At 62.0% G+C, this 21,261-nt stretch carries 17 protein-coding genes; 9 read left to right on the forward strand and 8 right to left on the reverse strand.

The features are described from left to right. The first annotated feature begins 121 nt into the window (after positions 1–121). Positions 122–445, forward strand: coding sequence for a diguanylate cyclase domain-containing protein (locus AC13DJ_RS13115; RefSeq protein ID WP_474543826.1), 324 nt, complete (start codon positions 122–124; stop codon positions 443–445). On the opposite strand, the gene AC13DJ_RS13120 is transcribed toward AC13DJ_RS13115, so the two are convergent. Together AC13DJ_RS13120 and AC13DJ_RS13125 are read right to left on the reverse strand one after the other, a co-directional pair. After that, positions 415–2,034: a Na/Pi cotransporter family protein gene (locus tag AC13DJ_RS13120; RefSeq protein ID WP_482933289.1), complete on the reverse strand. Its 1,620-nt coding sequence runs from the start codon at positions 2,032–2,034 to the stop codon at positions 415–417. The two genes, AC13DJ_RS13115 and AC13DJ_RS13120, sit on opposite strands and share 31 nt — an antisense overlap. Beyond that, entirely contained in the window at positions 2,031–2,840 is an 810-nt protein-coding gene (locus tag AC13DJ_RS13125; RefSeq protein WP_482933290.1) for a TatD family hydrolase, read from the reverse strand. Before AC13DJ_RS13125 ends, AC13DJ_RS13120 begins: the two co-directional genes overlap by 4 nt. Positions 2,841–2,958: 118 nt before the next feature. Here AC13DJ_RS13125 and AC13DJ_RS13130 point away from each other — a divergent pair, with 118 nt between their 5' ends. Together AC13DJ_RS13130 and AC13DJ_RS13135 are read left to right on the forward strand one after the other, a co-directional pair. Beyond that, positions 2,959–3,789 (forward strand): polyphosphate kinase 2 family protein, encoded by an 831-nt coding sequence (locus tag AC13DJ_RS13130; protein WP_482933291.1) that lies wholly within the window; start codon positions 2,959–2,961, stop codon positions 3,787–3,789. A 12-nt stretch (positions 3,790–3,801) separates the two neighbouring features. Further along, complete coding sequence (locus AC13DJ_RS13135) at positions 3,802–5,073, forward strand: D-amino acid dehydrogenase (protein WP_482933292.1); 1,272 nt, start codon at positions 3,802–3,804, stop codon at positions 5,071–5,073. Position 5,074: 1 nt separating this feature from the next. Here the strand turns inward: AC13DJ_RS13135 and AC13DJ_RS13140 are convergent, their stop codons facing one another. Beyond that, complete coding sequence (locus AC13DJ_RS13140) at positions 5,075–5,758, reverse strand: tRNA/rRNA methyltransferase (protein WP_474540729.1); 684 nt, start codon at positions 5,756–5,758, stop codon at positions 5,075–5,077. Between AC13DJ_RS13140 and AC13DJ_RS13145 the strand changes: the two genes are divergently transcribed. Next, positions 5,757–6,998 (forward strand): methyltransferase, encoded by a 1,242-nt coding sequence (locus AC13DJ_RS13145; protein WP_474540730.1) that lies wholly within the window; start codon positions 5,757–5,759, stop codon positions 6,996–6,998. The genes AC13DJ_RS13140 and AC13DJ_RS13145 overlap by 2 nt on opposite strands. A 64-nt stretch (positions 6,999–7,062) precedes the next feature. On the opposite strand, the gene AC13DJ_RS13150 is transcribed toward AC13DJ_RS13145, so the two are convergent. Beyond that, positions 7,063–8,250: an OmpA family protein gene (locus AC13DJ_RS13150; RefSeq protein WP_474540731.1), complete on the reverse strand. Its 1,188-nt coding sequence runs from the start codon at positions 8,248–8,250 to the stop codon at positions 7,063–7,065. 166 nt (positions 8,251–8,416) lie between these two features. Further along, positions 8,417–10,696: an ATP-dependent helicase gene (locus AC13DJ_RS13155; RefSeq protein ID WP_474540732.1), complete on the reverse strand. Its 2,280-nt coding sequence runs from the start codon at positions 10,694–10,696 to the stop codon at positions 8,417–8,419. 297 nt (positions 10,697–10,993) lie between these two features. On the opposite strand from AC13DJ_RS13155, the gene AC13DJ_RS13160 reads away from it, so the two are divergent. Further along, on the forward strand, positions 10,994–13,126 hold the full coding sequence (locus AC13DJ_RS13160) for a tRNA(Met) cytidine acetyltransferase TmcA (RefSeq protein WP_482933293.1): 2,133 nt from the start codon (positions 10,994–10,996) through the stop codon (positions 13,124–13,126). 67 nt (positions 13,127–13,193) lie between these two features. Further along, positions 13,194–13,775, forward strand: coding sequence for an ankyrin repeat domain-containing protein (locus AC13DJ_RS13165; RefSeq protein WP_474540734.1), 582 nt, complete (start codon positions 13,194–13,196; stop codon positions 13,773–13,775). Between the two features lie 15 nt (positions 13,776–13,790). Here the strand turns inward: AC13DJ_RS13165 and AC13DJ_RS13170 are convergent, their stop codons facing one another. Continuing rightward, positions 13,791–14,894: an enoyl-CoA hydratase/isomerase family protein gene (locus AC13DJ_RS13170; RefSeq protein WP_474540735.1), complete on the reverse strand. Its 1,104-nt coding sequence runs from the start codon at positions 14,892–14,894 to the stop codon at positions 13,791–13,793. A gap of 230 nt (positions 14,895–15,124) precedes the next feature. Here AC13DJ_RS13170 and AC13DJ_RS13175 point away from each other — a divergent pair, with 230 nt between their 5' ends. Then, positions 15,125–15,457 carry a c-type cytochrome gene (locus AC13DJ_RS13175; protein WP_474540736.1) on the forward strand — a complete coding sequence of 111 codons (333 nt, stop codon included), beginning with the start codon at positions 15,125–15,127 and terminating at the stop codon, positions 15,455–15,457. Positions 15,458–15,477: 20 nt separating this feature from the next. Here AC13DJ_RS13175 and ppnN read toward each other — a convergent pair whose 3' ends face one another. After that, a complete protein-coding gene (ppnN, locus tag AC13DJ_RS13180) occupies positions 15,478–16,860 on the reverse strand; it encodes a nucleotide 5'-monophosphate nucleosidase PpnN (RefSeq protein ID WP_474540737.1) in 1,383 nt (460 codons plus the stop codon). Positions 16,861–16,981: 121 nt separating this feature from the next. Here ppnN and thiI point away from each other — a divergent pair, with 121 nt between their 5' ends. Further along, a complete protein-coding gene (gene thiI / locus AC13DJ_RS13185; RefSeq protein WP_474540738.1) occupies positions 16,982–18,436 on the forward strand; it encodes a tRNA uracil 4-sulfurtransferase ThiI in 1,455 nt (484 codons plus the stop codon). Here the strand turns inward: thiI and AC13DJ_RS13190 are convergent. Beyond that, positions 18,433–19,446, reverse strand: coding sequence for a histone deacetylase family protein (locus tag AC13DJ_RS13190; RefSeq protein WP_482933294.1), 1,014 nt, complete (start codon positions 19,444–19,446; stop codon positions 18,433–18,435). The two genes, thiI and AC13DJ_RS13190, sit on opposite strands and share 4 nt — an antisense overlap. Before the next feature lie 168 nt (positions 19,447–19,614). Here AC13DJ_RS13190 and AC13DJ_RS13195 point away from each other — a divergent pair, with 168 nt between their 5' ends. Next, complete coding sequence (locus tag AC13DJ_RS13195; protein WP_232903169.1) at positions 19,615–21,063, forward strand: NAD-dependent succinate-semialdehyde dehydrogenase; 1,449 nt, start codon at positions 19,615–19,617, stop codon at positions 21,061–21,063. Positions 21,064–21,261: the final 198 nt, after the last annotated feature.

Raw genomic sequence — 21,261 nt, forward strand, 5'->3', positions numbered from 1 at the left:
GCTGAATAACAGGGTTCTGGTTGGGTCCGATGGCCCTTGCGGGTAGGCGGCTGCAGGGCACCTGTATTACTATCCGACACATTGTGTTATTCGGAGCCTTTCATGCACCGCCGTCGTTTCAGTGGCCCGGCGACTGCGCACGGTGCTGCGGGAAGAAGATACCCTGGCACGGCTGGGTGGCGACGAGTTTGCGGCCATCGTAGTGAACGTGGCCGATGTGGATGCTATTGAAAACCTGATGGACAGGCTGCTGACGGCGGTTGCCGAGCCGGTCTGGGTGGCTGACCACATGGTGGAAGTCTCTGCCAGTGTCGGCTACACCCTGTATCCCCAGCCTGCGGAGCTCGACGGCGACCAGCTGCTGCGCCAGGCCGACCAGGCCATGTACCAGGCCAAGAACACGGGCCGTAACGGTTATTGCGGGTTCTCCGGCACCGGCTCCTGATGGTGGTAGCCGTTCAGGATATCGGTGCCGGCGCGCCAGTAGAGTGACTTGGCCCACTGGTCGCTCAGCCGGCGTACCGAGCTGAGGGTATCCAGCATCCGGTCCCCGAGGGTGGTGGCCAGCCGCTGCCAGACAATTTTCTGCAGGGTGTCGTTCTTCAGGCTGTGATAAACCTGTTCGGTTTTCGCCAGCAATTCCGGAGCCGGTTCTTCCGACGCCACCAGTGCCCGCAGGGTGTCCAGATAGTCGCTGTAGGCCTGTTTGGAACCGGCAAATTCGGTGCGGTCTGCCAGTTCCCTGAGGGTCAGCAACCGGTCTGCCAGGTCGGTGGCTTCGGCCAGGTAGCGACAGGTGCGAACGCTGATCGTCAGGGCATCGACAATGGAGACCTGCATTTTCTCCGCCCGCAACCGCCCGATATAGTCGGTAATGGCGCTGTTCAGGGACTTGATGGCCTCCATTTTCGGGCGGATCTGGGCGACATTCAGGCCTTCCCGGTCCAGGCATACCCTCAGCAGGCCCCGGGTATGGCCGATCAGCCGTTTCATCTCCTGGTCCACGGCACCGATCGCCAGTTCCGGGGTGGTGATCAGGGTGTCATCCAGGTGCCGGGGTTCGGCATTGTCTTCTTCCTTGCTGCGGAACAGCCGGCCCAGAAAACGGGCAAAGGGTGTGATAAACGGCAGCATTACCGCGGCGCCCAACACGTTGAACAGGGTGTGGAACAGGGCCAGCGACACTGCCGGGTTGGCTTCCAGGTCCAGCAGGTCGGTCAGTGTGGCGACCATCCAGAGCATCACCGGCAGGATCAGCAGGGCGATGATGCCGGTCACCACGTTGAACAGAATATGGCCGATGGCCAGACGCCGGGCGTTGGCGGTGGCTTTCAGGGCCGACAGCGCAGCGGTGGAGGTAGACCCCAGGTTGGCACCCACCACGGCTGCTGCGGCATTATCGAGCGGGATCAGTCCACCGGCAGCTGCAGTCAGCACAATGGCCAGCGAGGCACTGGAGGACTGGGTCAGAACGGTGGCGATCAGGCCAATCATGAAGAACGCCGGCAGGCCGTAGTCCGGGCTGATGATGTCGCCGCTGGTAAGGCCGCCGGCGGCGGATTCCAGTGCGGTTTTCAGAATCGACAGGCCCAGGAAAAACAGCGCAAAGCCGGCCAGGGCCTCTCCCAGAAACTGGTTTCGGGGCGTGCGGCTGATGGTGCGGAATCCCACGCCCGCCGCCAGCAGGGGCAGTGCAAGGGCTTCGATTTTGAAACCGAAGCCCACCAGGCTCACCAGCCAACCGGTCATGGTGGTGCCGATGTTGGAGCCGAAGATCACCCCCAGGGAGTGTTTCAGGGACAGCAAGCCGGCGTTAACAAAGCCGATGGTGGCCACGGTGACCGCGCCGGAGTGCTGCACAATACCGGTAATCACAAAGCCGGCCATCAGCCCTCGCATCGGGGTGCGCGTCCAGTGGCCGAGCAGGTGGCGCAGGGAATGGCCGGCGGCGTTTTTCAGGCCGTTGGTCATCATTTCCATGGCCAGCATGAACAACGCCAGCCCGCCGAGTACCTGAAAAACGGATGAGATCATGGTTGCGGGAAAAACACCCTGAGACTGTTTTGATAAGTCTGGCTCACAACCTGCCCGAGCGGTAGTTCTTTAACCTCGGCGATTTTTTCCGCCACGAACGGCAGGTAGAAGGGCGCGTTCTCCCGCCCGCGGTAGGGCACCGGCGTCAGGAACGGGGCATCGGTTTCCAGCAGAATCTGCTCGATGGGTGTCATGCGCACGATGTCCCGCACGTTCTCCGCCTTGTTGAAGGTGGTGATGCCGTTAAAGCCCAGACACCAGCCCTGGTCCAGGGCGTATTGCGCCAGGCCAGGGCCGGAGGTAAAGCTGTGAATGACGCCGCGCCGTTCCAGGGTGTTTTCGAATTCCTTGAGGATGGCGATGGTGTCGTCATCGGCATCCCGGCTGTGAATCACCACCGGGCGATTGGTGTCGCAGGCAATTTGCAGCTGGCGGCGGAACACTTCCCGCTGCACTTCGCGGTCGGCGTTGTCGTAGTAATAATCCAGGCCGATCTCGCCAATGGCGACGACCTTGCTGTCGCCCGCGTGCTGGCGGATTTCGGCTTCCACCGCATCGGTGTAGCTCTCGGCTTCATGGGGGTGGATACCCTGGGTGCCGTACACCCAGTCGGCAGCCTGGCTCAGTTCCCGCACTGCCGCCAGGTTGTCCGGCGACACCGCGATGGTGATGACCTTTTCGATGTTGACGTTCCGGCTGTGCTCGAGAATATCCGCCAGGGGCTGGTCTTTCAGATAGTCCAGGTGGCAGTGGGTCTCAATGATCGGGTGATCGAAAACGGGAATCTCGCGACGTTTTTTGCTCATATCCGGGGTTCTGGCTCCATCGCAGCACAGGGCTGCCTGCTATCCTGAAAGTTGATACCCTGAGTTTAACAGTTTGCATACAGCTTGACCTGCCCGGCAGGCCTAGGGAGTTTCCTTGATGAAGTACACGGCCTTTGCCCGTTCCTGGTTTCTGAACCCGAAACAACCGGGGCTGGGGCATTACCCCACAGAGCTGGATGACAGCGCCGGTGTGCCATCGCTTGAGGCCAGCCTGGAAGACATCGGGGAATACCAGCGCAGGCTCTGGGCCAACCGCAAACAGGCGCTGTTGCTGGTGGTCCATGGCCCGGATACCAGTGGCAAGGACAGCCTGATCCGCACACTCGCTACCTATGCAGACCCTGCTGGCTTCCATGCCTGGTCGTTCAGCCGGCCGACCGGGGCCGAGGCCGCCCATGATTTTCTGTGGCGGGTGACGCCTTACTTGCCTGCCTACGGCCAGATGGTGGCCTTCAACCGCAGCCACCATGAAGCGGTGATTGGCGAACGGGTGTGGCCGGTGCGGGACGAAGACACCTACAACTGGCCGGCCCGGTACCAGGCGGTCTGTGACTTCGAACGGCACCTGGTGTCTGAAGGCACCTGTATTGTGAAAATCTGGCTTAACCTGTCGGAAGATGAGCACAAACGGCGGTTGCTGAAGCGCCTGGACAAACCCCGGAAACGCTGGAAATTCGATCATTCCGATGTTGAAGGCTGGAAACAGCGGGCCACTTACCAGAAGTATGCCGAGCAGGCGCTGGCGGCAACCCATACCGACGATGTACCCTGGTTTGTTGTGCCCGGCGACAGCAAGCCGGTTGCCCGTGCTATCGTGGCGGCACTGGTGGCGGAAGTGTTAAAGCAGCTGGCACCGGAGTATCCGGCGGAACATCCGGAGGTGCTGGAGGAGTATCGGCAGTTGCTGGCCGAGAATGGCGTGAATTAACGGAGGCAAGTCATGCACATTGTGGTGATAGGCGGCGGTGTGGTGGGTGTAACCACTGCCCGGGAGCTGATACGGCGGGGCCACAGGGTAACGGTACTGGAACGGCACCCGGTGGCGGGTAACGAAACCAGCAAGGGCAATGCGGCCCAGCGCTCCTACGGGGTGGTGTATCCCTGGGCGGACCCCTCCATGGTGTTCAAGTCCCTGCCATGGCTGTTGCAACAGGACGGCCCGCTGAAACTGGGCCTGCCGCCGTCGCTGGAGGCCTTGCGGTTCATGTTTGCCACCCTGCGCTACGCCTGGTCGCCGGGGTTATTCGGGCTGAACAAGCGGGCCATGTTGCGCCTTGGTATCTACAGCCGGGAACGTTTCCTGGCACTGGAACATGAACACAAGCTGGCCTTCGACGGTGCCCACCAGGGCCTGCTGCACCTGGCCAGTACGCCAGGCGCCATGGAAGACTACCGCAAGTTGCATGAATTGCTGGCCGGCATGGGCATTGCCTCAAGCCTGCTGACCCCGGAGCAGGTGCGGCAGGTTGAGCCGGGCATGACCGGTGGCGGCCCCCTGTACGGTGCCATTCGCTACGACACCGACGGCACCGGTGACTGCCACCTGTTCAGCCGGGAACTGGCACGGGTCTGCCAGGAGCTGGGGGCCGAATTCCGCTATGAAGTGTCAGTGGAACATCTGCTGGCGGACCAGCAGCGGGTGAATGGCGTGCAGATCCGTCGGGCTGATGGCCGTACCGAGATTGTCGAGGGGGATGCCTTCGTGGTGTCTGCTGGCTGCTGGTCGCCGGAGCTGGTGCGGCCGTTAGGGCTGAAACTGCCGATATACCCGGTCAAGGGCTACAGCATTACCGTGCCACTCAGCGAGCCCGGCCGGGCGCCGGTGAGCACCATTCACGATGACAACTTCAAGGTGGTTTCCACCCGGCTGGGCAACCGCTTGCGGGCCACCGGGTTTGTGGAGCTGGCGGACTTCAACCGGGATATCCCCGGGGTCCGCATTGCCACCATTAAAAAATCCGTGCAGTCGCGCTTTCCGGGGTGCGCGAACCTGGATGACGCCGAAACCTGGACCGGGTTCCGGCCGATGACGCCGGACGGCCCCGCCATTATCGGGCGGGGCCCCAGGGACAACCTGTTCCTGAATACCGGGCACGGTACCTTCGGCTGGACCCTGTCGGCAGGCAGCGCGGCGGTGATTGCCCAGGTAATTGATGGCGAGGAGCCGGCGGTGCAACTGGACGCCTTCCGGCCCGGGCGGTTTTCAGAATAGCTCAGAGCTTGCGCTCGATGTTGCCGCACAGGGTATGCACAAAGCCGATATCCCGCTCCGACAGCAGGGGCAGGCGCTCGAACACCCATTGCGACAGCTTTTCATCGGCTGGGGCATCCAGTTTCGGCAACAGGGTTTCCAGCCGGGTACGCAGGGCGCCAAGACCGGCGGCTTCCGTTTCTTCGGCAGGGCCGTCGGTGCCGGCACCGGCGAGCCCCGATAGTTCCCAGGCGTAGAGCATCACCGACTGGGCAAGGTTCAGTGATGGATAACTGACCGCCATGGGGAAGCCGGTCAGCAGGTCACACAGGGCCAGTTCGTCGTTCGACAGGCCTCGGTCTTCCCGCCCGAACACCAGGGCCGCGGTAGCCACTGCCGCGCCCTTGTTGGCCAGTACCGATTTCAGCTGCGCCGGCGGGTGCCAGTCCTGCCGGTTATGGCGGGGCTTGGCCGAGGTGCCCATCAGCAAATCCGCGGAGTTTCTAACCGCTGCCAGATCAGGGAAAATGCGCGCGTTATCCAGGATGTGATCGCTGCCGTGAGCCAGCCAGTGGGCTTCAGGCCGTGTGTGCAGGTCGGAATTGACCAGCCACAGCTCGGCAAACCCCATGGTGCACAGGGCCCGGGCAGCCGCGCCTACGTTTTCCGGAACTTTTGGTTCAACCAGTACAAAGGCCAGTTTCATGACGTTACCTCCGGCGGCGAGTTTACACCAGCCAGCGAGATCTTTTTACAGCCACTGGCAGCAGGTGAATGACTGGCTGGTCCGGCACCAGGAGTTGTGGCAACCGGCACCGTTTATGGAGCCGGAACCGGCCTGGTGCGAACGTTATCCGGAGCTTGCACACTGGCTGGACACGCTGACGCTGGACGCCTGCGAAGCCTTTGAAGAAAACCTGGCGGCGTTTGCCGTCGAAGCTGCCCGGTTTGTGCCGGGCCTTGCTGACTATGACGCCCTGGTAGAGCTGCCGGAACTGTCACCTCCCGACAGCGGGGCCCGGTCGGCACTGCCGGAGCTGCAGGCCGTGGATATGCCCGGTCGCAAGCGTTTGCAGGCCGGTGCCTTTGCCGCCGCGGTGCTGCCGCTGCAACAGCCTGTGCTGGATTGGTGCTGTGGCAAAGGCCACCTGGCACGAACGCTGGCGGCCCGGGGGGCGGCGCGCGTGCGGGGCTTCGAGTGGAATGATGAACTGGTTCAGGACGGCAACCGGCTGGCCCGGCATTACGGCGATCCGGTGCAGTTGCACCACCAGGATGTGATGGCGGATTCCCTGAACTGGCCTGCGGGAGTGCATGGCGTGGCGCTGCATGCCTGTGGCGACCTGCACCGGCAACTGCTGAAGCGCGGCGCGGCGGCCGGTACGCCGAGGCTGAGTTTTTCGCCGTGCTGTTATCACCTGACGGCCCAGGAGCCGTATCAACCCCTGGCACAAGGCAGCCGAAACCACGCACCCGCCCTGAGGCCAGGCCGTAACACCCTGCGCCTGGCCGTGCAGGAAACGGTCACAGCGCCCGCAAGGGTGCGGGAGCAGACGGCCCGAGTAACGGCATGGCGGCTGGGCTTTGATGCCCTTCAGCGCCATCTGCGGGCAGCAGACAGCTATCTGCCGGTGCCTTCCCATCCGCCGTCCCTGAATAACGGTGACTTCGAAGGCTTCTGCCGCTGGGCTGCGGGCAAGAAACAGCTGGACTTGCCGGATAACCTGGACTGGCAGCACTGGTTGACGCGGGGTGAACAGCGGGCGTTGCAGGTTCAGCGCCACGAGTTACTGCGGCATCTGTTCCGCCGGCCACTGGAGCTCTGGATGGTGCTGGATTACGCGGTGTTTCTGGAGGAGCAGGGCTACAGGGTGCGCCTGGGCCGTTTCTGTGCACGGGAACTGACGCCCAGAAACCTGCTGGTGGATGCGGTTCGGGTGGAATGACTGCGGTTGAAACAAGTAAGGCGCCCGAAGGCGCCTTACTTATTCACTACCCGTCCGGTTGGTCTTAGCGACGAACCTGGATGCGGGCTTCTACACGGCGGTTCTGGGCACGGCCAGCTGCAGTGTCGTTGCTGGCAATCGGCTCGACTTCACCGTAACCAACTGCAGTTACACGGTCCGGATCCACACCCAGTACGGAAGTCAGGCGATCAGCCACGGCTTCGGCACGGCGCTGGGACAGGAAGCGGTTGTATTCGGCATCACCAATGCTGTCGGAGTGACCGGCAATCTCAACGGTGGTGTCCGGGTACTCTTCCATGAAGTCCGCCGCCTTGCGGATTTCGGCGTCGTAGGTGGCGTCAATCACGGAGCTGTTGGTGGGGAACTGAACCCGCAGCTCGATGGTTTCGATGGTCTCGGTGACACCTTCGCAACCGGTTTCATCCACTTCAGCACCGGCGGCAGTGTTCGGGCACTGGTCCTTGCTGTTCACCACGCCATCGTTGTCGCTGTCCAGCTCACAGCCACGGCTGTTTACTTCAGCGCCAGCCGGGGTGTTCGGGCACTGGTCCTTGCTGTCGGCAACGCCATCGTTGTCAGCATCCAGTTCACAGCCGCGGCTGTCTACCTGGGCACCGACCGGGGTGTTGGCGCACTGGTCACGGGAATCGGGCACACCGTCGTTGTCCGCATCCGCCGGCTTGGGCTCGGTGGTGGTGCGGTGGAAGGCCAGGCTCAGGCCCAGAGACACCATGGTGTCGAAGGTGCTTTCGTCAATGCCGTGGAACTCGCGCAGGTCACCGCGCAGGGAAATCATGTCGCTGATATTGTAACGCACACCGGCGCCCACGTTTACACGGGTTTCGTCATGGTTGGTGCCAGCGGTAAATACCGGGCCGTCACCGAAATCAGCATAGCCGGCACCGAAGGCCAGGTACGGGTTCCAGGCAGAATCCTGGCCGCGGAAGTAATACAGCCCGTCCAGGCGCAGTTCTTCGAACTCGGAATCGCCGTTTACGTACTTGCGGTCTGCATCAGCGCGTGAGTAAACCGCTTCTACCGCCCAGTGGGGTTTGAACCGATATTCAATACCAACGCCGTAGGTGTCGGTTTCGCTCAGGTCACGCTTGTCGTCAAACAGCTGGTAACCGGCGAACGGGTTCAGGTAAATGGATTGCTTGTCGGCGGCCAGGGCTGGCGCAGACAGGGATGAAGCTAATACGGCCAAAGCGACCGGGCGCACGATGTTCATGCAGAACCTCCTGTTTCATTTTTATGTTCCCGCTCTCTCATCAGGAACGCAGACAAACCCCTAGATACAAAGCCTTATCTGGAATCTAGGCTAGTAAGCCAAAAAATACAAAAAATTACACCTTTACCGGGGTCAGGATTTGTACGCAGGGGATTCCACTTATGGATCAGTCTGTTACCGGGGTGAAGTACAGGTGGGCGCTTTTCTTGCTGAAATTCAGGGTGTCGCCATTATCAAAGCGCACCTCGAATGAGCTTTCGTCTTCCCCGGTTACGCGGCCGGCGCCAAAGATGGCGTGAATGAGCCGGGGCTGGTGCCATACGGGTTGTGAGGTGTCCGGGGTGCTGGCTGGCGCCTGGCCATCCAGGGTGATTTTGGCCCTTTCGGCATAGCGCAGGCTGACCGGAGTGAGGGGGTGCCGGAGCGTTATGGGCTGGTCGGAGGCGGGGTTACCTGCGTCCAGAACCTGCCCCAGCTCCCGGGCCAGGGGGAAGCAGAATTCTGCCACGAAGCGGCTGGGGCCCTGATCACCCTCCAGGTGCGGGTGGCTGCTGTCGGGGCGGGTAATCAGGTGCAGCTGCTCCCGGCAACGGGTCATGCCCACGTAGAGCAGCCGCCGTTCACTCTCCAGCAGGGCCCGGGCATCGTCCTGCGGGCGGGGGCTGTAGGGCAGGTACTTTTCCTGCAAGCCGGGAATGATGACCACCGGCCACTCCAGGCCCTTGGTGCGGTGGATGGTGGATAACAGCACGCCCTGTTCCCGCTGCTCGCCGGCCTGCTGTTTCAGGGCCTTGAGGTGGTCCAGCGCACCGGCGGCGTCGACATCCAGGCTTTTCAGGTAGTCGCGGAAGCCCTGAATGGTGTCGATGCGCTCTTCGGCGCTGTCGTGGGTCAGGGCGAGGCTGCGAATGCCTTCATACAGATCGGTATGGTCGGCGTAGACGCTGATCAGTCCGGCCACGGGGCTCTTGTAGTTGCGCAGCTGCATCAATACTTCGCCCAGTTTTTTCAGCTTGCGGGCGGCCATGGGGGCCAGGGCGTTGAAGTCCATGGCCAGCAGGCGTTCGTGCCAGTCGCTGTCGAAGCCGGCGAGGAACTGCGCCAGGTTTTCCAGTTCCGGCTCTTTCAGGCCGACGTGGGGAAAGCGCAGCAGTTGCCGGGCCAGGTCCAGCCGGTCACTGTCGGGCAGCTGGTGCAGGCGGTCGCTGACCACCATCAGCAGGGCGATAATGGCCTGCACTTCCCGGCTGAACAGGGCCCCTTTGCCGCTGTCGATGCGATAGGGGATCTGCCGGGCCAGCAGTTTCAGCTCGATCGGCACACTCTGGCTCCAGACCCGGAACAGGATGGCGGTCTGGCTGGTTTGCTCCGGGCTTTGTTGCTGCAGAATTTTCAGGATCTGGTCGCTGTCGTTGTCTGCCCGGTGCAGGTTTACACCGGTAGCCGGAGTGGATGAGTGGGAGTGGCACAGCACATCTTTGCGGCCGGTGTTGTGGCAAATCAGGTGGTTGGCCAGCAAGGCGACCTGGTGGCCGTACCGGAAGGTGTAGCTCAGGGTCTGTTCCAGGGGGCTTTCGAACTCGTCGCTGAACCGGCGCAGGATAAATTCAGGCTTGGCGCCGCGGAATTCGTAGATGGTCTGGTCCGGGTCGCCGACCACGGTCACCCGGGCGCGGTCGCCGGCCACGTAGCGCAGCAGCAGGTGCTGGATTTCGTTGGTGTCCTGGTATTCGTCCACCAGGATCAGGTCCATTTTATTTCCGACGAGGCGCTGCAATGGCGGGTTCTGGTGAATAGCCATGACCGGTTCGTACAGCATGTCGGCGTAGCTGATGCGGCTCTGGCTTTTGCGCCATTGCTCAAAGCTGTGGAACAGGTCGATCAGGTATTTGTGTTTTTCCGAGTAGCCCAGTTCTTCGAATACGATTTCTGCCGGCGACAGGCAGGTTTTGACCAGGTCGATAAAGCCGGTGGCGGTTTCCACATAGTCTTTCTTGTTGCGGCGGATTTCGTCAGCCAGGTCTTCCGGTGCCAGCCGGCGGGTGAGCAGCCAGGCCTGGTAGCCGATTTCCTGTTCGGTGAGGATTTTTTCAGAGAATCCCGGCAGATAGCCTTCCCGCACGAAGCGTTTGTACAGCCGCAGGCCCATGGCGTGGTAGGTGCGTATTTCCGGCAGGGCCAGGCCGGACTGGTGGCACACCTCTTGTAGCTTGCGCTGGAAGTCGATGCGGGCGCTGCGGTTGAACATGAGTACCAGCATGCGGTCCGGGTCGTGGCCCTGTTGCAGCAGGTGGCGTATGCGCCAGGCCAGGGTGGAGGTTTTGCCGCTGCCGGCCACGGCGGTGATCACCGAGTGTTCGTAGCCGGCGGTGATGATGGCCCGCTGTTCGTCGGTTAGGTGGTCTGGCAGGTAGCTGGTGTCTGGCGTTTGGGGCTGGTTTGGCATGGTGGGTATTGTACTTGGCTGCTGGCAGCGGGAGTAGCCGTGCCGCATAATTGCCTGAGACTTTGTCATTCATGCCCGCACTGCGCCGGGGGTGGCCTTCAAAAAAACGCTCCTGTCGGCACCCCTACGGGGTCCGGCCCGCAATCACAGATTGCGGTCGCTCAGCTTTCGCATGAAGCTTCGCTTCATAAGAGCTCGGCTGAGCCCATGTGGCGCTTCTGCTCCGCCATCCATGGCTCCGCAAATTTTTTGAAGGCCACCCCCGGCGCAGCGCTCCATCGGAGTTGCCTTCAGATTATGCCTTCCTCGATCACACAGAACTGGCAAACCTTTTCGGCTCAATTGGCCCATACCGGTCAACGCCGCCTCGTTCTGGTGGAGGGTGAACAGGAGTGGGCCCGGGGCTGGGTGCAGGAGCGGTTGGGTGGTTTTGATCTCACTCAGGCGTTGTGGGTTGGTCGTGAAGAGGACGCCGGGGTTGCGGGTGTCCGTGGCGTCTCGGCAGCGCAGTACAAGCGCTGGCTGGGGCGGGAGACCGGGGTGTTGGTTTGGGATGGCTGGCAGGGGAATCCGCCGGATGGGTTTGCGGGGTTGGCGGGTACGTTGAGGGCCGGTGGGTTGTTGTTCTGGCTGATGCCGCCGCTGGCGGAATGGCCGGGGTTTGAGGATCCGGATTACTCGCGCACGGGGCTGGATGGGGCGGGGGAGCATCGGTTTTTGGCGCGGTTGGCGGAGGTTGTGGCGTCTGACGGTGCGGTGGTCCGGGTTCGGCAGGGTATTGATGAATGCCCGGTGCTGCCGGATGTCCGGGGTGACGGGTTGGCTTTCAGGCCGGGGTCGACGCCGGAGCAGTCGGAGCTGGTGGCGCGGCTGGTGCGTTTCGGGTTGGGGCGGCGTCGGCGGCCGGTGGTGGTGACGGCAGACCGGGGCCGGGGGAAGTCGGCGGCGTTGGGGATGGCGGCGGCGGAGTTGTTGCTGGCGGGGCGGCAGCAGGTGTTGGTGACGTCGCCTTCGGTGGACAATCTGCAGAGTTTTTTCCGGCATGCGGCGGAGGTTATGGGCGACCGGGTTGAGAGCCGGTCGGAGTCGGAGCTTGTGCTGCCGGGCGGGCAGGCGATTCGTTTCCTGCCGGTGCCGGAGTTGCTGGCGCAGAAGCCGGAGGCCGAGGTGGTGATGGTGGATGAGGCCGCCGGTTTGCCGGCGAGCTGGCTGCGGGAGGTTTTGCTGGGCTGGCCGCGGGTGGCGTTTGCCAGCACGGTGCATGGCTATGAGGGCACCGGGCGGGGCTTTGCGATCCGGTTCCGGCAGGTGCTGGACCGGGAGGCGCCGCACTGGCAATCGGTGGAGCTGAACCAGCCGGTGCGCTGGGCGCAGGGTGATCCCCTGGAGCGGGTGTTGTTCCGGATGTTTCTGTTGGGTGCCCGGGGGCCGGACAGCAGCAAGCCGAAACCCGGTGCAGTGTCTGTCGAACCCTGGAATCCGGCACAGGCCAGCGAGGCGGAACTTGCCGAGGCCTTCGGCTTGCTGGTGGATGCCCATTACCGCACCACGCCGGCGGACTTGCGGCAGTGGCTGGACGATCCGGCCGCCAGCAGCTGGCGGGCGGTGGTGCAGGGCAAAACCGTGGGTGTGCTCTGGGGATGTGTGGAAGGCGGCCTGGATCAGGACCTGGCCGCCCAGGTGGCCATGGGCCAGCGCCGTTTGCGGGGGCATTTGCTGGCGCAGTCCCTGGCCAGCCATGGTGGCTTTGCGGAGGCGGCGCAGCAGCGGTGTTTTCGGGTGGTGCGCATTGCCGTGGCAGAGCCGGCCCGGCAGCTGGGCGTGGGCCGGGCGCTGGTGGCGGCGGCGGAAGAGTCTTGCCGGAGCCAGGAGCTGGATTCGCTGGGTACCAGTTTTGGTGGCGAAGCGGGTTTGCAGTCGTTCTGGCAAGGTTGTGGATTACGCCTGGCGCGTATCGGGCTGACCCGGGAGCGTTCTACTGGCGAGTTTCCGGTGCAACTGTTCAAGGGTGTATCCCCGGCGGGCTGCGACCTGGAGCAGCGCCTGCGCCGCCGGTTTGCCAGGCACTGGCAGGTGCTGATTCCCCGGCACTGGGCCGACATGCCCCAGGAATTGCTGGCGCAGCTTGCCGCAGACCTGCCTGCCACGGCAGAGCCCGGGCCGGACGACTGGCAGGATTTGTGGAGCTTTGCAGAGGGCTACCGGGGGTTTGAAGTGACTTTGCCGCTGCTGCGTGAAGTCTGCAGCTGGCCTGGCTGGATGGCCTGGCTGGCCGGGCAGGAGGATGCCGGGCTCTGGTGCCGTGCGGTGCTTCAGGGTTGGGCCTGGCCGCAGTTGCAGGCGCTTGGGCTGGTTACCGGCAAGGGGGAGGGTGAAATGCGGCTGAGACAAATCGTGGCCCGCTGGTCGGCACAAGTGTCGGAGTTGTGACCGTTTCGATTTAATTATGACCACCCGGCCCGCAAAATAGCTGAAAAAATCAAACAAGAGAGTACGAATGATGAGCAGGGGTGCGGGCAGTCGCTTTCATTTTGTGGTTTTGGTGGTGCTGTCGTTGCTGGCCGGTTGCAGCAGCACGGGCGAGGTAGGCGATACCGGGGCCACCGGCGCGGATTTGCTGGCAGCGGTTGCGGCCAATGAAGACCGGGCGGTGCTGGATATGCTGTCGCAGGGCGTGGACCCAGACCCAAGGGCAAGTTCTTCCAAAACCCCGCTGATGCTGGCAGCGGCGGAGGGTAACCGGCGTATTGTCCGCTTGCTGCTGGCGGCCGGTGCCGATGTGAACAGCGAAGACAACAGCGGTTACACGCCGGTGATCCATGCGGCGGAAAACGGGCATTTGTCGGTGGTTCGGGCCTTGCTGGCGGCGGGAGCCAACGTCAATGTCAGCCAGGACGGCGAATCCCTGCTGATGAAAGTGGTGGAAGCCGGCGACCTGCTGACCGCCGAGATGCTGCTGGCCGCTGGTGCTGATGTGCACTACCGGCGCACCGATGGCACCACGGCCCTCGACATTGCCCGGGCCCGCAATAACCAGGACCTGGAAATGCTGCTGGTGCAGGCGGGCGCGGCCCGCTGATTTCCCGGCCCGGTGTCAGTCCAGCTGCATCGGGTCGTTCAGGTCGTCCCAAACCGGCTCGAAATGCCTTTCGATCACCTCTTCCGGTACCTCCCCGGCGGATTTGAACGACCACACCGGCGCTTTATCTTTGTCCACCAGCAATGCCCGGATGCCTTCGGCGAGGTCGGGGCGGCGGGTGCATTCCAGTGCCATGGCCAGTTCCATCCGGAAAATATCCTTCAGTGACATCTGCTGACCCTTGCGCAGCTGGTGCCAGACCAGCCAGGCGGTCACCGGGCAGCCATTCTTCAGGTTTTCCGCACAGCTTTGCCACCAGGGGTCGTCAATGTCGGCGGCGAGTATCTGTTCGATGATGGCGGGCAGCTCGGTGCCTGCGGTCAGCCGGGCGATGGTCTGTTCGTGCCGCTCCAGGTGGCCCGGCGCCAGGCTCCGGTAATCCAGGGCTTCCACCTGGTTCAGCAGGCGGAACAGCCGGTTGTCATCGGCGGCGGCCTCGCCGGTCCAGCGCTCATCCTGCAGGCGGGCCAGCAGGGTTTCGATCTGGCCCGCATCAATCACCAGGTCTGCCAGCCCCACCCGCAGGGTGTCGGCCACGTTCAGGCGGGCCCCGGTCAGCCCCATAAACAGCCCGAGGCGCCCCGGCAGTCGGTTAAGGAACCAGCTGGCGCCGACATCCGGGAACAGGCCGATGCTGATTTCCGGCATGGCCAGGGTGACATCGGGTGTGACCAGCCGGTAGCGGCAGGCCGACAGCAGGCCCAGGCCGCCCCCCATCACAATGCCCCGGGCCAGGCCCACCACCGGCTTCGGAAAACGGTGCAGGCTGTAGTCAAGCCGGTACTCCCGGGTGAAGAAGCGTTCCGAAGCCGAGGTGTCGCCTTCACCTTTCAGGGCCTGGTAAAGGTTGCGGATGTTACCGCCGGCACAGAAGGCCCGTTCGCCACTGCCTTGCAACACCACCATGCAGATGCGGTCGTCTGTGGCCCAGCGATCCAGGGTTTCCTGGGCCTGGTTGACCATGTCCTCGGTCAGGGCGTTGAGGGTCTGGGCTGCATTCAGGGTAAGCAGACCGATGTGGCCCTGGCGGCAGGCGAGTTCCTGAACCTCTACAGACATGTGGTGTGATCTCCGGTGGGCAAGTGATTTTGTTAATTAATGTATTTTTGCGGTTTGTTCGTACTGTCCTACAGTCAGCACAAGAGTAAAACAGCACTATGGTCGCACGAATGTCCTTGACCTATCACATTTGAGGCCTTGGATGGCTGTGCTATAAAGAAAGTCTGACTTACGGTCCGGTTGATAAAAAACTGAATTGTAAACGTAAAAACGATGAGAGGATGAACTCTATGAACCTGAAACACTTCGCAGTTGCTGGTCTGTTCGCACTGGGTGCTGCTGCGCCTGCCGCTTCCATGGCAGCCGACGCCGAAGCCGGTAAGGCCAAGGCTGGCGTTTGTGCCGCATGCCACGGCCAGAACGGTATCTCCCAGGTGCCCATCTACCCGAACCTGGCAGGCCAGAAAGAGCAGTACCTGGTTGCTGCCCTGAAAGCCTACAAGGCTGGTCAGCGTCAGGGTGGCCAGGCTCCGGTCATGCAGGGCCAGGCAGCTGCCCTGAGCGATGAAGACATCGCTAACCTGGCGGCTTACTACGCAAGCCTGCCGGCTGGCGGCAAGTAATTGCCCGGCAGTGGTGCGGCTCAGGCCGCACCACTGACAATCCGGTAACTGGGCCGGTAGGCGGATGATCCCGGCAGTTTCATCCGGTCTTGGGCAATAAACTGCTCCAGCATGGCCTCAAGGGGTTTGATCAGCGTCGGGTCTCCGGCAATTTCAAACGGTCCCTTCTCCTGAATCTGCCGAATTCCGCTTTCCTTCACATTTCCCGCCACGATACCGCTGAACGCCTTGCGCAGATTCGCCGCAATCAGGTGTGCCGGTTGATCCCTGTGTAATTCCAGCTCCCGCATGTTGCTGTGGTTGGGCTCGAACGGTAACTGGAACACCGGGTCGATCTTCAGCATCCAGTTGAAGTAGTAGGCATCCTGCATGGCACGGCGGAAGGTCTCCACATCCTTGATGCCCTGCTTCATGGTTTGGGCTACCCGTACCGGGTCATCAATGATGATGTCGTACTTGCTGGCGGCTTCGTCGCCCAGGGCATTGCGGATGAACTTGTCGATCATCTCGAAGTATTCCGCGTTTTCCCGGCGGCCGGTAAACACCACCGGGAACGGTAGGTCGGCGTTGTCCGGATGTAGCAGAATGCCCAGAAGATACAGAATCTCTTCGGCCGTACCGACGCCACCGGGGAAAACGATCACCCCGTGGCCGCAGCGCACAAAGGCTTCCAGCCGCTTTTCGATATCCGGCATGATCACCAGTTCGTTGACAATCGGGTTGGGCGCTTCCGCCCCGATGATGCCCGGTTCGGTAATGCCAATGTAACGACCGTTCTTGATCCGCTGCTTGGCGTGGGCAATGGTCGCGCCTTTCATGGGGCCTTTCATGGCGCCGGGGCCGCAGCCGGTACAGATGCTCATTCCCCGAAGCCCCAGCTGGTGCCCCACTTCCTTGCTGTACTGGTACTCGTCATGGCTGATGGAATGGCCACCCCAGCACACCACCATGTCGGGCTGGCGGCCGGGCTCCAGGGCCCGGGCATTGCGCAGGATATGGAACACCAGGTTGGTAATGTCTTCCGGATTATTCTTGCGGAAGCCGGAGACGGTGTCGGGCAGCGAGTGGCTGTAGACAATATCCCGCAACACCGAGAACAGGTGTTCCCGGATGGCCCGCAGCATTTCGCCGTCAACAAAGGCGTGCGCCGGGGCATTGATCAGCTCCAGCTTCAGGCCCCGGGGCTGGGGAACCAGCCGCACATCGAAATCGCCGTGGGCTTCCATCAGTTCCTTGCAGTCGTCGGTTTCCATGCCGGTATTCAGCACCGCCAGGGCGCATTGCCTGAACAATCGGTACAAGCCACCTTCACTCTTGTCCTTGAGCCGGTTTACCTCGTGGGTGGAGAGAATTTCGAGGCTGCCCTCCGGAGAGACCAGGGCATTCATGGTGGATTCGGTCATCGGTGTTGGAACTCCTGCTGTTTCGGCAATGACGGATTTTGAGCCACTCAGGCGAAAGGGTACACTAAGCGCTTTCCGCCTTTTACGCTACCCGACGTTCCTCCGATCAAAGTCCTTTTTTATGAAATTACTGATTCGTCCTGCCGCTGAAGTGGCCATCAAAAGCAAACCCGTTCGCCAGCAGCAAATGCGCCAGTTGCGGCAGAATATCCGGAAACTCCTGGCCCGGCTGGATGCCGACATCCGGGTGGATGGCAGCTGGGACCGGGTTGATGTGGAGGTGCCCGAAGGCCGGGGCCTGACCGGCGCGGTGATTGATGAACTTACCCGAATTTCCGGCATTTCCACCATCCAGGAAATCGCGGTTTACCCGTTTGTGGACCTGGACGATGTGGGCGCCAAGGCTGTACAGGCCTTTGCCGGTCGGCTGAAAGGCAAAACCTTTGCAGTGCGTGCACGGCGCCATGGCCAGCACGATTTCCGTTCGATTGACCTGGAGCGACTGGTCGGCGGCGCGCTGATGCAAGCCTCCGAGGCCCGAGGGGTCGATCTGAAAAATCCGGAAGTGGAAGTGCGCATCGAAGTGAACGATGACCAGTTCCACATTGCCCATCGCCGTCACGAGGGCTTGGGCGGCTATCCGCTGGGTACCGTGGAAACCGTGATGACATTGATCTCCGGTGGCTACGATTCGTCGGTAGCGGCTTACCTGATGATGCGCCGCGGTATACGCAGCCATTTCCTGTTCTTCAACCTCGGCGGCACTGCCCATGAGGTGGGCGTGCGCCAGGTGGTGCACTACCTGTGGCAGCGTTACGGCGCCTCCCACAATGTGAAGTTTATCTCGGTGCCCTTCGAGAGCGTGGTGGCAGAGATCATGCGTTCGGTAAACCATCGCCACTGGGGCGTGGTGCTCAAGCGCATGATGCTGAAAGCCGCGGCGGAAATTGCCCGGGATTACACCGCCACTGGCCTGGTGATGGGCGATGCCGTGGCCCAGGTGTCGAGCCAGACCCTGACCAACCTGAACGTGGTCGATCGCGCCAGCGATGAAGTGGTGCTGCGCCCGCTGATTGCCATGGACAAGCAGGAAATCATCCGCATTGCCCGGGACATCGGTACCGAGCCCTTTGCCCGCAACATGCCGGAATACTGTGGCGTGATTTCCAGCAAGCCGGTCACCCGCGCCAAGCTGCACCGGGTGGAGGAAGAAGAGACCCACATGGACGCGCAAGTGCTGGCCAGCGCCATCGCCAACAGCGAGCACACCAAGGTGAGCGAACTGCTCGACAGCGTGGTGACTCCGGAAGAGGTGGAACTGGTACAGACCCCGGCGGTAGACGATGTGATTATCGACGTGCGCCACCCTTCCGAGGAAGAGCGGGCGCCGCTGACGCTTACCAACAACGAGATCCTGAAGATCCCGTTCTACGAGCTCAACCAGCAGGTGCCGGAGCTGCCGGCAGGCCGCCAGTACCTGTTGTACTGTGACCGGGGCACCATGAGCCGCATGCACGCCGGTCACCTGAAGGCGGAAGGCCTTAACAACGTGAAGGTTTACGCTCCGGGCGCCTAACCTTCCAGCCCCCTGAAGAACTGCTGGACGTTCTCGCTGAGGGCGTCCAGGTCATATCCTCCCTCCTGTACGATCAGCGTCGGCAGCCCCAGCTGCCGGATGTGGGTGCTGAGCCGGCAGAAGCCCTCGGACGACACCGACACCTTCGCCTGCGGGTCGTTTTTATAGATATCGAAGCCCAGCGGCAGGATCAGCACATCGGGCTGGTACAGCCGCACAGCCGCCAGTGCCTCCTCCACGCGGGCAAAGAAATCTTCCTCGCTGGAGCCGTGGGGCATGGGCAGGTTGATGTTGTAACCGTAGCCTTCGCCTTCGCCGCGCTCGTCCTCGAAGCCGCTCACCACCGGGTAGAAGTTGGTGGGGTCGCCATGGATGGAGATGTACAGCACATCGCTGCGATCGTAGAAGATTTCCTGGATGCCCTGTCCGTGGTGCATGTCGGTATCCAGGATCACCGTACGCGGGAACCGGCTTTTCATATGCTCGGCAGCGATGGCGGCATTGTTCAGGTAGCAGAAGCCCCCGGCGGCGTCTTTGCGGGCGTGGTGGCCGGGTGGGCGGCATACTGCATAAGCATAGCGTTCGCCGCCAATCAGCGCATCCGCCGCCCCGAGAGCGGTCTGGGCCGACCAGTAGGCAGCCTTCCAGGTATTCTCGCCAATCGGGCAACTGCCGTCAGCCAGGTAATGGGCCGCTTCCGCCAGGATACCCCGCAGGGCATTGGGGGAGCGCACGAAGATGTTGGACATCACCTCGTCACCCCAGTCTTCCATTTCCATCCAGCGCCGGTGGGCGGATTCCAGGAACCGAAGATAACCCAGGTCATGCACCTTCGAGATCGGCGCCGCGCCCTGGTCGGCGGGCTGTAACACCGGAATGCCCAACGCCTTCAGGCCTTCAATCATCTGCCCGGTACGATCCGGCACCTCCTGGGGCTGGCGCATCTGGCCCCGGGTGAAATACGTCTTCGGGATGTGCAGATCCTGTGACGGATGGAAAAATGCTTTCATGTCCGGCCTCCTTGATTCACTCCCCCGAGTATAGGCAGAGACCGGGATGGGTCAAAAAATCCCCGCTGACTTTACAGGCTGGCCCACAGCTACCACTATGAAGGCAGAACCCGAACCTCGGATCCCGGCCCGCAACCGGGCGTGATCAGGCACAGAAAAGGAGTCGAGATGATCGAATCACCACTGTTGCAGAATCTTACCGGCTACATTGGCGGGCGCTGGACAGACAGCGCCGGTGGCAGCACCTTTGATGTCTACAATCCGGCCACGGGCGAGGTGATTGCCAAAGTGCCTTCGATGCCGGAGCAAGACATACTGGATGCGGTCGATGCCGGCAAGCAGGCCCTGCGGCTGACCAACCCCTATCCCCTTGAAACCCGCCGCAAATGGCTGGAAGACATCCGCGATGCCTTGAAGGACAACCGCGAGGAAATCGGCCGCATCCTGTGCATGGAACACGGCAAGCCCTGGAAAGAAGGCCAGGGCGAAGTGGACTACGCCGCCGGCTTCTTCGATTACTGCGCCAAACATATCCAGGCGCTGGATGCCCACACCATTCCGGAAAAGCCGAAAGACTGCACCTGGACGGTTCACTACCGCCCCATCGGTGTCACCGGCCTGATTGTGCCCTGGAACTTCCCCATTGGCATGATCGCCAAGAAACTCTCGGCGGCCCTGGCGGCCGGCTGCCCCTCGGTCATCAAACCGGCCAGTGAAACCCCGCTCACCATGGTTGCCTTCTTCAGCATCATGGACAAACTCGGCCTGCCCGATGGCATGGTCAACCTGGTGATGGGCAAGGCCAGCGTCATCGGCAAAGTGCTGTGTGAACACAAAGACGTACCCATGCTCAGCTTCACCGGCTCGACCGAAGTGGGCCGAAAACTGATCGTCGACACCGCCGAGCAGGTGAAAAAGCTGTCACTGGAACTGGGTGGCAACGCCCCGTATATCGTCTTCGACGACGCTGACCTGGATGCCGCCGCCGACAACCTGATCGCCAACAAATTCCGTGGTGGCGGCCAGACCTGCGTCTGCGCCAACCGCATCTTCGTGCATGAAAAAGTGGCCGACGCCTTCGGCGAAAAACTCGCCGAGCGGGTGAACAAAATGACCGTCGGCGACGGCATGAACGACGGCGTCGACATCGGCCCGCTGGTCAACAAAGCCGGCTTCGACAAGGTCAAACGCCACCTGGAAGACGCCCTGGCCAAAGGCGGCAAACTGGTTGCCGGCAAGCAGCCGGATGAGTTGGGCGAAGGCCTGTTCTTCCCGCCTACTGTGGTGCAGGGCGTTGACCGCAACATGGCCTGCTACCAGGAAGAAACCTTCGGCCCGCTGGTGCCCATGGCACTGTTCCGCACCGAAGAGGAAGTCATCGAAGCCGGCAACGACACCGAATTCGGCCTGGCCTCCTACGTCTTCACCGCCGACGCCGAGCGCGCCCAGCGGGTCGCTGCCGGCCTGCGTTTCGGCCACGTAGGCTGGAACACCGGCACCGGGCCCACACCGGAAGCGCCGTTTGGTGGCATGAAAGCCTCTGGTATTGGCCGCGAAGGTGGCTTGGAAGGCTTGTTCGAGTTCGTGGAAGCGCAGACGGTTCCACGAGGCTTCTAAAGCCCTGAGCCCTCATCTCCTGGAGTTGTCGCACGGGGGAGGTGCCCCTTCAGGACACGCTACGAGCACATATATGTAGACCTCTTGTTGCGCAAGCCTCCCAAGCTCTCGGTGGTGTAAAAAGTTAACTGGGTAAAACTGCGCACATATATCCGGCCTTTATGATGAGTCACTCCGGTGACTCTGGCCTCAATGAAA

It is taken from the genome of Marinobacter sp. L-46, from assembly GCF_056859535.1.

Excerpts from the sequence above, each read along its gene's own strand:
- AC13DJ_RS13165 (WP_474540734.1), top strand. The coding sequence starts at position 13,194 with ATGATGAGCAGGGGTGCGGGCAGTCGCTTTCATTTTGTGGTTTTGGTG.
- AC13DJ_RS13195 (WP_232903169.1), top strand. The coding sequence starts at position 19,615 with ATGATCGAATCACCACTGTTGCAGAATCTTACCGGCTACATTGGCGGG.
- AC13DJ_RS13175 (WP_474540736.1), top strand. The coding sequence starts at position 15,125 with ATGAACCTGAAACACTTCGCAGTTGCTGGTCTGTTCGCACTGGGTGCT.
- AC13DJ_RS13150 (WP_474540731.1), bottom strand. The coding sequence starts at position 8,250 with ATGAACATCGTGCGCCCGGTCGCTTTGGCCGTATTAGCTTCATCCCTG.
- AC13DJ_RS13190 (WP_482933294.1), bottom strand. The coding sequence starts at position 19,446 with ATGAAAGCATTTTTCCATCCGTCACAGGATCTGCACATCCCGAAGACG.
- thiI (WP_474540738.1), top strand. The coding sequence starts at position 16,982 with ATGAAATTACTGATTCGTCCTGCCGCTGAAGTGGCCATCAAAAGCAAA.
- AC13DJ_RS13120 (WP_482933289.1), bottom strand. The coding sequence starts at position 2,034 with ATGATCTCATCCGTTTTTCAGGTACTCGGCGGGCTGGCGTTGTTCATG.
- AC13DJ_RS13140 (WP_474540729.1), bottom strand. The coding sequence starts at position 5,758 with ATGAAACTGGCCTTTGTACTGGTTGAACCAAAAGTTCCGGAAAACGTA.
- AC13DJ_RS13160 (WP_482933293.1), top strand. The coding sequence starts at position 10,994 with ATGCCTTCCTCGATCACACAGAACTGGCAAACCTTTTCGGCTCAATTG.
- AC13DJ_RS13135 (WP_482933292.1), top strand. The coding sequence starts at position 3,802 with ATGCACATTGTGGTGATAGGCGGCGGTGTGGTGGGTGTAACCACTGCC.
- AC13DJ_RS13130 (WP_482933291.1), top strand. The coding sequence starts at position 2,959 with ATGAAGTACACGGCCTTTGCCCGTTCCTGGTTTCTGAACCCGAAACAA.
- AC13DJ_RS13170 (WP_474540735.1), bottom strand. The coding sequence starts at position 14,894 with ATGTCTGTAGAGGTTCAGGAACTCGCCTGCCGCCAGGGCCACATCGGT.
- AC13DJ_RS13145 (WP_474540730.1), top strand. The coding sequence starts at position 5,757 with ATGACGTTACCTCCGGCGGCGAGTTTACACCAGCCAGCGAGATCTTTT.
- AC13DJ_RS13125 (WP_482933290.1), bottom strand. The coding sequence starts at position 2,840 with ATGAGCAAAAAACGTCGCGAGATTCCCGTTTTCGATCACCCGATCATT.
- ppnN (WP_474540737.1), bottom strand. The coding sequence starts at position 16,860 with ATGACCGAATCCACCATGAATGCCCTGGTCTCTCCGGAGGGCAGCCTC.
- AC13DJ_RS13155 (WP_474540732.1), bottom strand. The coding sequence starts at position 10,696 with ATGCCAAACCAGCCCCAAACGCCAGACACCAGCTACCTGCCAGACCAC.